10 protein-coding genes and 1 pseudogene are annotated in these 12,148 nt (G+C 44.9%); 3 read left to right on the forward strand and 8 right to left on the reverse strand.

Annotated features, from left to right (window positions below):
* Positions 1 to 186: pseudogene (locus tag PUQ60_RS11445) on the forward strand (type II toxin-antitoxin system YafQ family toxin); the annotation flags it as partial.
* A gap of 231 nt (positions 187 to 417) precedes the next feature.
* Here PUQ60_RS11445 and PUQ60_RS03075 read toward each other — a convergent pair.
* From PUQ60_RS03075 to PUQ60_RS03085, 3 genes are all read right to left on the reverse strand, one after another.
* A complete protein-coding gene (locus tag PUQ60_RS03075; RefSeq protein WP_273392511.1) occupies positions 418 to 705 on the reverse strand; it encodes a hypothetical protein in 288 nt (95 codons plus the stop codon).
* A 205-nt stretch (positions 706 to 910) separates the two neighbouring features.
* Complete coding sequence (locus PUQ60_RS03080) at positions 911 to 2,329, reverse strand: ATP-binding protein (RefSeq protein ID WP_273392509.1); 1,419 nt, start codon at positions 2,327 to 2,329, stop codon at positions 911 to 913.
* Positions 2,330 to 2,627: 298 nt separating this feature from the next.
* Entirely contained in the window at positions 2,628 to 4,118 is a 1,491-nt protein-coding gene (locus PUQ60_RS03085; protein WP_273392506.1) for a glucan-binding protein, read from the reverse strand.
* A 224-nt stretch (positions 4,119 to 4,342) separates the two neighbouring features.
* Between PUQ60_RS03085 and PUQ60_RS03090 the strand changes: the two genes are divergently transcribed.
* Both PUQ60_RS03090 and PUQ60_RS03095 read left to right on the forward strand, forming a co-directional pair.
* Positions 4,343 to 5,998 (forward strand): O-antigen ligase family protein, encoded by a 1,656-nt coding sequence (locus PUQ60_RS03090; RefSeq protein WP_118749750.1) that lies wholly within the window; start codon positions 4,343 to 4,345, stop codon positions 5,996 to 5,998.
* Between the two features lie 308 nt (positions 5,999 to 6,306).
* Entirely contained in the window at positions 6,307 to 6,462 is a 156-nt protein-coding gene (locus PUQ60_RS03095) for a hypothetical protein (RefSeq protein ID WP_022359159.1), read from the forward strand.
* Positions 6,463 to 6,616: 154 nt separating this feature from the next.
* On the opposite strand, the gene PUQ60_RS03100 is transcribed toward PUQ60_RS03095, so the two are convergent.
* The 5 genes from PUQ60_RS03100 to PUQ60_RS03120 all read right to left on the reverse strand — a co-directional run bounded on the left by PUQ60_RS03100 (position 6,617) and on the right by PUQ60_RS03120 (position 12,006).
* Complete coding sequence (locus PUQ60_RS03100) at positions 6,617 to 7,156, reverse strand: hypothetical protein (protein ID WP_273401174.1); 540 nt, start codon at positions 7,154 to 7,156, stop codon at positions 6,617 to 6,619.
* 224 nt (positions 7,157 to 7,380) lie between these two features.
* Positions 7,381 to 8,760, reverse strand: a complete 1,380-nt coding sequence (locus tag PUQ60_RS03105) for a cell wall-binding protein (RefSeq protein WP_273401171.1) — start codon at positions 8,758 to 8,760, stop codon at positions 7,381 to 7,383.
* A gap of 136 nt (positions 8,761 to 8,896) precedes the next feature.
* Entirely contained in the window at positions 8,897 to 10,507 is a 1,611-nt protein-coding gene (locus tag PUQ60_RS03110; protein ID WP_022359156.1) for an aldolase catalytic domain-containing protein, read from the reverse strand.
* 30 nt (positions 10,508 to 10,537) lie between these two features.
* Positions 10,538 to 11,203: an HAD hydrolase-like protein gene (locus PUQ60_RS03115; RefSeq protein WP_022359155.1), complete on the reverse strand. Its 666-nt coding sequence runs from the start codon at positions 11,201 to 11,203 to the stop codon at positions 10,538 to 10,540.
* On the reverse strand, positions 11,200 to 12,006 hold the full coding sequence (locus PUQ60_RS03120; RefSeq protein ID WP_273401168.1) for a 3-deoxy-manno-octulosonate cytidylyltransferase: 807 nt from the start codon (positions 12,004 to 12,006) through the stop codon (positions 11,200 to 11,202). The genes PUQ60_RS03115 and PUQ60_RS03120 overlap by 4 nt, the downstream gene beginning before the upstream one ends.
* Positions 12,007 to 12,148: the final 142 nt, after the last annotated feature.

The raw sequence follows: 12,148 nt of genomic DNA on the forward strand, positions 1-12,148 counted from the left end.
CACGACCAGTTTCAAAAAAGACTACAAACGAGCCATAAAGCGTGGCTTGAAGATCGAGCTGCTGGAGCAGGTCGTAGTATTGCTGGCAATGGGCGAGCCGCTGCCGGATAAGAACCGCGACCATTACCTGTCCGGCGATTGGGCAGGTCATCGGGAATGTCATATTCTCCCGACTGGCTGCTTGTGGATGGTGTTTGTCAGCGTGTCAAAATTCTCATACTTGTCAATCAAGGCTATAAATTTCTCTGCTGATTTCTGGCTCTACTCGTAGCCGGTAACAGCCTTTTCCAGTTCCGCGATCTCAATCTAAAGTTCGTCCTGAAACAAAAATGCTCTAAGTGATTTCTTCACTAACCATGACAAATATCATGATTAAGAAGTCACTTAGAGCATACATCACTTCTTGTTTATCTGTCTTTATTTTTCTTTTGGCTGCACGCAGCGGCTGAATCCCCGCTCGCTTACATAAAGTACGGCTGCGGCCGGAATTGCTGTTACGCAGACAACCAGCAGGTTAAAAAGCCATTTAAAATTGGTAATGAAGTGCAGGCTCTGCGGAACTGTGATTTTATCATATAAAAATGCCAGAATCTGTGGATCTCTGGTTAAAGTAAATGCTAAAAATGCCACTCCGATTCCCAGCACAATCGCCATGCCAAAAAGGATTCCCCAGACACTCCAGGTCGTTTTTGTATTAGCTGTCATACTCGATTGCCTCCTTAAAATTGATGGCTTTAGTGTAACGCAAAGATGTGTTCCTTTTGTGAAGAATACATAAAATTTCTGGTTATCTTTGTAAAAAGTATTTTATATACAAAAAGCAGCATACAGAGGCACGATTTTCTGTTACATCCCTTTTTTCTTAGAGCAACAGAGTCCTTTTCTTGTAGCGACAAGCAACCTTCAATTTTTATTCATAAAGTTCTGCCAATGTAAACATCCGTAAATTTCCGTCGTTCAACTCATCAAACCATGACGTATATCCGCTCAATGAAAATAAAAGATATTTTGAAATTCTGTATTTACCAGAAATAAGCTTGCTCCTTCTTAACAAGGTATCGTAAATTTCTTTACCAATAGGTTCGTTTTTAAATTTGCATTCACCTACAACCGCTGTTTTATCAATATCAGAGACAGCTACAATATCAATATCTGTAGATTGCTGATATTTTTTACCATCTTTTGATTCCAGCGTTTCATTTCCCCACCAGGAGCCAACTCTTGTAATAAAATTATCGAATTTTCCACAAATACCCTGTTCCAGTGTATAGTATCGGCACATCTCTTCAAAAACGCTTCCCATATAAGAATGCAAATTAGGTTTAACTGCTTTTTCATAATAGATATCTCCATGCCCCATTTCAATGACACTGGTTGCTTTCGGAATAAATTCATACCAAAATTTAAACATATGGTCTTTTAGGATATATTGCGTTTTTTTCTTGTTTTTTTCTTCGGTAATGCAGTTTTTCTTTTCAATCAATCCAACTTCCATCAATTTATCAATCGAATATAAAACAGTTGAAGCTTTTTCCTTGACTTTTTCAGAAATCAGATTAATAGTATTTTGACCAGAAGCAATTTGCTCAATAATATTATTAACCAATGCAATATCCATAAATTCCTGCGTTAAAAGGTTTCTTGTTTCATCATATAGATAACCGTCTGTATGAAAAAAAAGGTGTTTAATATTTTCATCCAATGTTTTGGTTTTATCAATCATCGAAAGATACTTGGCTACACCACCAGTAATTCCATAGCAGATTGCCTTCTCTTCAAACGAATAGTCCGGCACAAAAAGCGCAGAATCTTTATAATTAAAAGCTTCCAATTTGATCTGAGAATCCCTGCGTCCAAATAGGGGACTTTTTTCACTAAGGACTTTTTTTTCCATAAAGCTCAATGCAGAACCACATAAAATGATAAAAAGATTTTTATTTTGCCATTCTGTATCAATATATTTTTGTAAAATAGAAAGAAGTGAATCATCTTTTTCAGCCCAATAAGGAAGTTCATCAATTACCAGAACAATCTTTTTATCTGGCAATTTCTTTGTAATAAAATTGAAAATATCTTCTGTGGATGGAAAAGAGGCACTCTCGAAATCAGGATCTAACACAGAGATAACCTGTTTAGCAAATAATTCGAGGTTTCTATTTTGTCCAACTTTTGTTGCTGTATAAAAAATGGCGTTTTTATTTTTGATAAATTCGTTAATCAAAGTAGATTTTCCAATGCGTCTACGCCCATAAATAACCATCATGCCGAAGCCATCTTTATCATAAAGTGATTGCATGGCATCCAATTCTTTTCTTCTTCCGATAAACATGTCAAGCACCTCCCTGGTTTAAATTTTATTCAAATTAATTTAAGTCAAAATGATTTGAATAAAATATAACATAATTAAAAAGGAAATTCAAGATATAAATGAGTTTTCCTTTGCTTCTCCAGTATTTACAGAGGTATTTCCCATCTCCCGATACTTTTTCATATTCGAAGTATAATGTCTGAGTAAATATGGTAACATCGTTTCTATGCAAAAAGGACTCCGCCATCCCAGATTTCTCTGAGATGTCGGAGTCCTCTTTATATCAAGCTATCAGCTCAATGCCTCAAGTTCAGCTCAATTACGGCTCCCAAACGAAACCATCAGTTGTGCTCTGACCATTTGCATCAAAACCACCAGTTCTGATTACATCAGTCGGAAATGTTGTTGCAGTTGTAGTCTTCTCATCATCAACAAAGTACTTGTTAACAGTACCGCTCTTGGTTACAGTTACATAACCTTCGCCGCCATCCAGTTCGTACTTCTTAGAAGTGGATTTCTGGATCTTACCAGTCTTGTTAACTACATACAGGAGATTGTTGTATTTGTATACAGCGTAGTCATCATCAGCCTCAAGTCTCTGACCATCTGCGTACAGATAACCATCTTTGATTCCGTCATAGCCCTTACCAGTATCGTTGTTCTTTGTGCTGAAGTAGAATGTGAATGTATCATCATTGTCATCATCAGCAGTTGTCTTACCGGTCTTCATATAGCCATTGTCATCGAAGTAGTAGGTATGACCAGCGATTCTCTGAAGACCTGTCTGCATCTTACCATCCTGATCGAAGCAGAAGTACTTACCATTGATTTTGATTTTCTTTCTGTACTGGGTTGTACCTGTGGAGTCAGTCTGAGCATCCTCAGCGCCTGCCTTCTTAGCTTCGCCCTTCTTGAAGAAGTACCAGTCGGTATCGTTGTCGTTGCCAAGATCCTCAGCACCGTCGATCTCGTACCAGCCTGCTGCTCTGGAACCATCTTCTACTTCGTTAGCGTAGATCATATCGCTTGCGGTAGCGTTTGGTCTGGAATCGGAACCATCCAGAATAAAGTCTGTTGTAGAGCCTGTAGCGGTCGTCTCTTTGGTGTTAATCCACTCATACAGCATCTGACCATGCTCGTTGAAGTAGTAATATTTACCGTTGATTTTTTTCTTCTTGCTGTTGTCTCTGTATGCTTTACCGTCGTTCTGGAAGTAGTACCAGCCTTCGCTATCGCACAGGGAGCAATCATCATGAGACGGCATGGAATCGTTATCCTCGTCATCCTCATTCGGCTCTTCTAACCACAGCCACTTAGCATCTGTTCTCCAGCCTTCATCCTCAGTTCCCAGATAGTACCAGTCGCCGTTATCTTCGAACCAACCGTATCTCATCTCACCGTCGGTGTTGAAGTAGTAAGTTTTACCGTTGATCTTCTTCTTATCATCGGTTACTTTCTTACCTTTATTGTTGAAGTAGTACCAGTTCTCACCGTCATCATCCGGATCACTGCTGTCATCATCATCAGCTACTTTGATCCACTTGTTAACCAGCATAGCACCATCTTCGCCTACATAGTAGTCATCGTCTACCCAAGCGTCTGTTTCCATATCGCCATCTTCGTTGAGGTAGAACCACTTGCCACCATCTTTTTTCCACTCGTCAGTTACCTGATTGTCGTCGCTATCATAGTAGTGCCAAACACCAGCGTCATCTTTCTCCCAACCAGCTGCGAAAGAAGTCATGGAAGCACCCATAGCGAGTAAAGCTGCTGCAGAAAGTACTGCAACTAATTTAGTCTGCTTTCTCATAATTAATGCACTCTCCTTTTTACTTTTTGAAATATTTTTCTCGAAATCCTAACTGCATTACCAAGTCATTATACTTCGGATATGGAAAAGTATCGCAAGTTGCAAAAATAGGAGAGATAATAGGGGAAATTTAAGATTTCCTTCCTTGCTATCCACAAAACGAAATGCTATACTGATACAAGCCGTTTCTCTGGTTTTACGAATAAGAAAAGGAGAAGAATGTGATGGAACAGACAGAGATTGCAAGAGAGCAGGGAGCTCCGGCTGCATCCATTTTGGCAGAGCAGGCATGGGAAGGAAAAGTCCGAAAGGTTTTTTCATGGATTGTGTCGGTGTATCTGTGTGTGGTGTTTGGGGCATTTCCGCTATATTTCCATAATTATTATTATGATATTCTGGTATCGAAATATCAGTTTTACTGGCTCAGCACGGTTGCGATGCTGGCGTCATGCCTGATCGCAGCGATAGTATTTGCGTGCATGGACTTAAAGCGGTTTGGCGGGACGCATGTGCGGCGCTTTTTTTGCGCGTTTCGACCGTCTGAATTAAAAAAGCAGCCATTTGCCTATAAGGCGCTGGCAGTTTTCTGGGGACTGGCATTGATATCGACGGTGCTGTCGGACTATGTGTATGAGTCGTTCTGGGGCAATGAGGGACGATTCAGCGGATTTTTTTTGATTACGCTGTATGTGCTGGGAACGATTGTGATCAGCAAGTATGGTCGGATGAGAAAATGGTACCTGGATGTGTTTCTGGCATCGTCCGTTCTGGTCTGTCTGTTTGGAATCACAGATTATTTCCAGATGGATTTATTGGGATGGAAAAAGGGCGTGAGCAATGAACAGGGAAACCTGTTTGTATCTACATTGGGAAATATCAACACGTATACGGCGTTTGTGGCGCTTACGATGGCGGTTGCATGCGGCTGTTTTGTAAGTGAGAGAAAAGTGGGACGCCGTATCTGGTATTATCTGGTTTCGGCGCTGGCCTTTTTTGCATTGATTACCGGACAGAGTGATAATGCATATTTATCACTTGGAATGCTGTTTGCGGTGATGCCGCTGTTTTTATTTACGACATGGCGGGGCATCGCAGATTATGGTATTCTGGCGGCTACGTTTATGACCGTGATCAAGGTAGTAGATACGGTCAATAAAGTATATGCTGATCAGGTCATCGGTCTGGGCGGTGTGTTTGGCGTGTTGGTGCGCTATCGTTATCTGGAGGGAGTCGTCGTTTTATTCTGGATTCTGGCGGGGGTTCTCTGTGTTTGGAAACGGAAGATGGAACAGACGAATCCAGAGAGCAAACCGGGACGATGGATTTGGCGTGGCTGGTGTGCCGTTTTGATTCTTGGATGCCTGGCAGTGGCATTTGTCCTCTATGATGCAAATCTGGGAGGACATGCGGAACGGTACAGCGCGTTGTCCCAGTATCTTGTTTTTGATGATGACTGGGGAACGAACCGGGGATATTGCTGGAGAATTGGCTGGCAGTCCTATCGCGAGCTGCCGTTCCTGCATCAGTTGTTTGGTTTTGGACCCGACACATATGGAATTCTGACTTGGGATTTCAGGCAGGATGCGCTGGATCGGTATGGAGTTTTCTATGAGAGCGCCCACAACGAATATTTTCAGTACCTTGTTACAATGGGACCGCTTGCGCTTGTATCTTATCTTGCGTTTCTGGGCGGCACCTGCGTGCAGATGTGCAAAAAATGGAAAGAGTGCGCCTGGATCCTGGCGCCTGTTCTGGCGGTGCTCTGCTATGGAGCACAGGCAGTTGTTAATATCAACCTCCCGATCGCGACACCGATTATGTGGGCGATGCTGGCGATTGGGCTTGCACTCACAAGAGAGAAAGCAGAACAGGCAGAATAGCTCAAATAGACAGAACGGATTAAATAGACAGCAAATCCGGGCAGATTCGGCGGAAAAGCCGAATCTGCCTGGATTTTGTCGATTTAGAATTAAAAGTAATGTGTGAGCGAGTTACTGGGCACATATGCGTGAACAGTAACGGAGCGATGTTCCGTGTCGAAATTTGCGATCGATAGACTCTTTTATTTTTCTTAAAATCGGTTTATAAATAATATGAAAAGAAAAAACGATATGATCGCCTGGCAGAGCTGCGTTATGCAGTGTGGTCATCTGAATGGAAGAACAGGCAGTCAAAAGGAGGAGAGTTTATGGATGAAGCTAAAAAATTGATCGTTTTAGAGCAGGAAAATGAAGAATTAAAGCGTGAGCTGAGGGAGTTATTTAAAACTCTGGATCAGATGAATCAAAGCTTAAACCGGATGATTGACCACTACATACTCTGTAAGACGGAGAAGGCGGGATAAGCGGAGAGCCTGGATAAGATGGAAAAGAAGAGGCTCATTTATACCAGATGGAGCAGGTGAAAAATCAAATCAAAAATTAAATAGTAGATCGAATATGAAAGCCGCATGATTCAGAAGGTATGTTATCAAACCAGAATGAATCATGCGGCATTTTTTATCTACTCTGTGTAATATGTAGTCGGCGCGTCAATTCCCAGATTAAATCATGCATCCAGGAGACAGTCTGCTCCAGCTGCTCGTTTTTCTCTCTTAGAGCCAATACTTCCTGATAGAGCGTTTCCTTGTCGGAATCTTTTGAAATATCCGGATGGATCTTCGAGGAAGTGGAAGACGATTTTGTTTTACCCGGTGCTGCAGAAGGATCGGTCATCAATTTGGTGTTATCGGGTGCTGCATTTTGATCCGACGATTTTGCATCATCCAGTGATTTGCTCCGGCCGGATGGCTTTGTCTGCCCTGGTGCCTTAGCCTTGTTCGCCGGTTTGGCTTTAGAATCCAAAGGGATCGCCGCATTAATCATGTGTCTGGAAATCAGGATCTGCCGCTGTGGATAGTCTAAGTCCATGAAATCCTGATACGGAATGGGAAGAGGAGTCATGGCAATTGAGCAATGCGGACATACCGCATTGGCAACGAGCTGAAAGAATCCATAATGTCCACAGGTTGGACAGCAATAAACATTTAAACCACGCATAGAGTTGCCTCCGTAGAAGTAAGAGTTGAGTCATTGGGAGAAAAATGAAAATATTCCCCTTATTATAATACGTTTTAATTGAGAACATTATAACTGGTTTTTAGAAAAAAAATTAAAAATTTCCAAAAAAAATTTCAAGACGATAAAAAAAGACATCTTTCAGAAAAAATACCGCGGTGTCACAAAAGTGTCCTGCGGTATTTGAACGGATGCAATATTATATTCTACTGGATGATTCCAGATGTGTCAACTGTCCAGACAGTATCATTGCTGTCTTTGATATCCTTGAACCCTTTTCCGAGTTCCGGACGGGAAGCGGAAGAGGAAGAAGAGGTTGCTTTCTGGATGGTGCCGCTGGTGTTTACCAGGTAGCGTTTTTCACCGGTGGAAACCGGCTCATAGCGGAGCTCCGGATCCGCCTTCTTTAAAAGACCGTTTACATAAACCTGGTTATCGCGCTCTCCATGGTAGCCCTGTCCTTTGAGGGAACCTTTGGTCTGGAAATACCAGATCTGGTTTTCTTCTAAATCATCATTGTAAATAGTCTGCTTGCCGGTACGCATCACGCCGTCGTCGCCGAAGTAGTAGGAGGCGAAGCTGCCATCCGCCTGTTTCAGGCTCTGAAGCCCGGTCTGCATTTCACCGCGCTCGTTGAAGCAGTAGCGCTCGGAATTGATGGTGAAAATAGCAAGATCCTTCTCGGCAAAGTAAGCGGTTCCGTTTTTAAAGAAGAAGGAAAATGGCTCTTCTTCTTCGCTGATGCCCGGTGCCCCTTCAATGGTGTACCAGCCGCTTGCCCGGCGTCCGCCATTTTCCGGATCGTAGTAGCGGAAATCGTTTAAGCTGACAGTGTCTGTGGCAGAGTTGTCCGCTGTTGCTGCTTCGTTTGAAGGTGTGCTGGAGCTTACAAAGCCAGCTTCCGCGACATTGATCCAGCCTGTCTGCATCTGGCCGTCGATGAAGGTGTAGTAGCCATTGTCGATTTTGCGGTCCATCTGGTTTACGATCAAGCGTCCTTCGGTGTCAAAATAGCACCAGATATCTTCATCGTCGGTGTCTTTCGTGATGGTTTCCAGCAGAATCCATCCGGTTTTTCTGGCGCCGTCATCCTCCTCGCCGAGGTAGTAGGTCTGTCCGTCCAGCTCCAGAAGCCCGGTCTGCATCAGTCCGTCCTCGTCGAAATAGTAGGTTTTTCCGTTGATGCTCATCCATTTGGCAGTTACAATCTTGCCGTCCTTGCCAAAATAGAGCCAGGAGCCGCCGTCCGGAGAATCCGGACTGTCGTAGCTGATCTCATTTTCAGCCGAAACCCATTGGTTCTTTGCCATGTGCCCCTCATCGTTGACGAAATAGTCATCGACTCTCTGATTGGTAGCAATCTCGCCTTCCTCATCGAGATAAAACCAGTCGCCATTCCGCTTTTTCCATGTGTTTGTCTCTTTATAGCCGTCCTCATCGTAGTAATAAAGACGACCATCTTCCTCTGTCCAGCCGCTCTGAGCCGCCAGAACTCTGTAAGTTCCCGTATTTGTCATTATAGGTGCAGCAGCCGCGAACAAAGCCGCAGCGGATAAAACAGCTAAAGTTTTAGTTTGCTTACGCATGGTATAATCTCTCCTTTTTGAAAATGCGAAAATCCATCGCTGCATTACGGGGCTTATTATACGGGGATTATGCGTAAAAAGATAGTGTGCGTTGCTGGAAAGGGTGGAGAGATGTGGAAAAAGGGCACATTCTTTTTTATTTTACGTATTTCGAATCCGTCAGGAACTCCAGCGTCAGCGTTCCTGCCAGCCTCTCCAGCGTATCTATCACATACTGGTTAATACTCTGTGATTTTTCCCGCGCGATCCGGTAGTCCATCGCGGAATTATAGTAGTTGTCTCCATCGACCGTATATCCGTCGAATCCCGCGCAGGCGGCGTGGTGGACGCTTGTTTTGGTCAGGACGTTCAGCAGCATGACAAAGGAATTATCGATGATCTCTGCATTCTGGTCGATCAGGGAATTATAGTTTAAGGTGTAATCAAAATGTGTATCTTTGACATTCGTCACGTTTGAGGTCGCGATGACGCGCACCGGGCGTCCCTGGGCGTCGGCGTGCTCGAGCAGGCGGTTGTTGAGCTGGACATACCGCCTGGAATTGCTTAAGAACGCATAATCGATTGGAATTCCCTCCGGGATAAAATTGACGGAGATTGTGATCGGATTGTGCGCCTTAATATAGGAGAGAATTGCCTCCTTTTCCAGTTCCAGATTCTTTCCCGGACCGAGCAGCAGAAGCGGGCGATCGCTCCAGGAAGCACTCAATGCCTGAATATCGGCTTCGTCATTGCATTCTGTGCTCTGATACCTGCGGTACAGTGTTTCAATGTAATCTTTGTCGTAGAGCAGTTTTTTTTCTGGCTCAATCGCATCCAGAATTGTATTGATGGATTTAAGCGACAGGGTGTGCTTATCCATCAGGAAGCGGACGTAGTTCGGATGGCAGTTGTTGGAGGCGGAAATATAGAAGAACAGGTTATATCCCCATGGGCTCTTGCGGAAGAACGGCATGATGCTGATGTCGATCGCCTCAAGCATCTGACTGACATTGAAATTGCGTCCGAATACGGTGTTCATGTACATGGAAATGAGTTCGATCGGAAGATTTCCGGCGCTTTTTCCCATGCCGTACAGGGTGGCATCAACTAAAACGGTGCGGTCTGCCGGTTCGCGTAAGACTTCCATGCTGTTCGAGTATGCGAGCTGGAAGTTATTGTGGGAGTGGTAGCCGATCGCGATCGATGGTTTTAAGTTGTAGTTTAAGAGCTGGAAATAGTGAAGCAGGTTATCCTGATGCAGTAGACCGTAGGTGTCTACAAGGGACATCGCATACGGTTCCAGATCGTTGACAAGGTCAACCAGATCCAGAAGCTCACGGTCGGAGTAGCTGGTGATCGAAACCGCCTGTGCAAACACTTTGTAGCCCAGTTTTTTGACTTCGTGGCAGAACTGGATCGCCTCATGCATCACATGTTTTTTGAAAATGACGCGGATGCCGTCGATGTAGGACTCAGAACACGGGCTTAAATTAGAAATATCGCAGGTTCCGTAGTCGATCATGGCGACGATCATCGTATTTCCCTTGTCCAGCTTGCCGAAAATCTGATCGGCACACTGGGTTGTCGGCATGATCGTGCGGTTGCGGTCGAAGGTGCGGCGGTCATCCAGAAAACCAACTTCCAGAATGTCCACGCCCGCGCTGATCAGACGTTCAAAAATAGTAACAATATTGTCGTGACCGAACTCCCAGTCGTTGACGTAGCCGCCGTCGCGGAGAGTGCAGTCGAGTAATTTGACTTGTTTCATGATGTTTGTCCCCTTGTTATGTTTGTAATTTTAAAAATTGACTCCCAGAAACGCCCCGATATCATGCGTATCCTTTGCTGTATAAACCGGCGCATATTCCTGCCATGCCTCCGCGGTATCTGGTCCGAAGCCGTAGGTGACTGCCATAAAATCGACAGCTGCCTCTTTGGCACCTTTTCCGTCGGAAGAGGTATCACCGATAAGAACTGCCTCGGATGGAGACAACTCCAAAGCTTTTAAGCACTTGTGCAGAACGTCAGCCTTCGTCATTTTGCTGGCAAAATCGCTGCCGCAGATGGAGTCACAGAGTTCTGTGAAATGGTAATGTTCCAGCAGAGTCAGCGCATAATCTTCACGTTTCAGGGTGGCAACCCCGATCTTGCAGCCCTGTGCGCGGAGTGCGCGGATCAGGTCTTTGATACCGGCGTATGGCTCGGCTTTCAGCAGGTCGTGATCCTTGTACTGGGTGCGGAAAATCTCGGTTGCGTGGTTCGCGGCGTCCTCGTCCAGTCCATAGAGGCGGATGAGCGACAGCTTGACGGGCGGTCCGATAAAGGTGCGGAGTGTCGCCTCGTCGAGGGCAGGTTTTCCAAGTGCTTCTACCGTGTGGCGCACGCTCGCAAAGACGCCTTCGGATGTATCGAGCAGCGTGCCGTCGAGGTCGAAGATCACGCCGCGGTATGTTTTCTTATTCATAGGGTGCTAGTCCTCCTGTGTAAAATCGCCTGTACTGTTTCAAGGTCGGCGGGGGTGTCTACGGAAAGCGTATATCCGCAGATGGGAAGAAATAGGATCGTTTTCCCATATTCGAGGAAACGTAGCAAATCCACGCCCTCGATCTGTTCCAGAATGCCCGGTCTGCTCTGGCAGAAGAAATCGAGCGATTCCCGCGTATAAAGCCCGATACTCACAAATTTCCGGGAAGGTTTGTCAAGCGTCCCCTTGCGGAATGGAATTGGCGCACGGGAAATGTAAAGCCCTGTGCCGTCCGGTCGGCAGACCACTTTTATGTTGGATGGATCGGCTGTCTCGGCATCGTTCGGGATATCTGCCATGGCATTGATGAGAAATGGACGTTGTACATGTTCTTTTGAGGTAATAACAGTAAGCGCCTGCTCCATAAAATTTTGCAGAATCTCTGGTGTCAGAAGCGGTTCATCCCCGCCGATCATCGCATAAAAATCAAATTTCCGCGAAGAAGTAGACTTGGAATCTTCCAGAATCGTCACCGCCTCCTGAATGCGGGAGGTCGGATTCTGATGGGAATGGGAGGCGAAAACCGCCTCAAATCCATATGTCTGGCAAACAGCAGCAATCTCAGGGCTGTCGGTCGCAGCGTAAACGGCATCAAATACACCGCTGTCCCGCGCCGCCGCGAGAACCCGCACAACCATTGGAATCCCATCAATCTGTTTCAATGCCTTTCCCGGAAAGCGAACCGAATTAAGCCGCGCCGGAATCAGCGCGCAGACCTTTTTTTTCTGTGCTAATCGATTCATAAGACGTTCCTCTGTATGATAAAAATGCAGTTACATAAAGTAAACTGAACCGTAACGATTCAGGCATACCGATGTGAACCGGATGCCGACCTTTATTATAGAAAAGAAATAGGAAAAACACAAGACAACATAAGAAAAATGT

It is taken from the genome of Clostridium sp. AF02-29 (assembly GCF_934835585.1).
In the GTDB taxonomy this organism is placed as follows: Bacteria; Bacillota; Clostridia; order Lachnospirales; family Lachnospiraceae; genus Otoolea; species Otoolea fessa.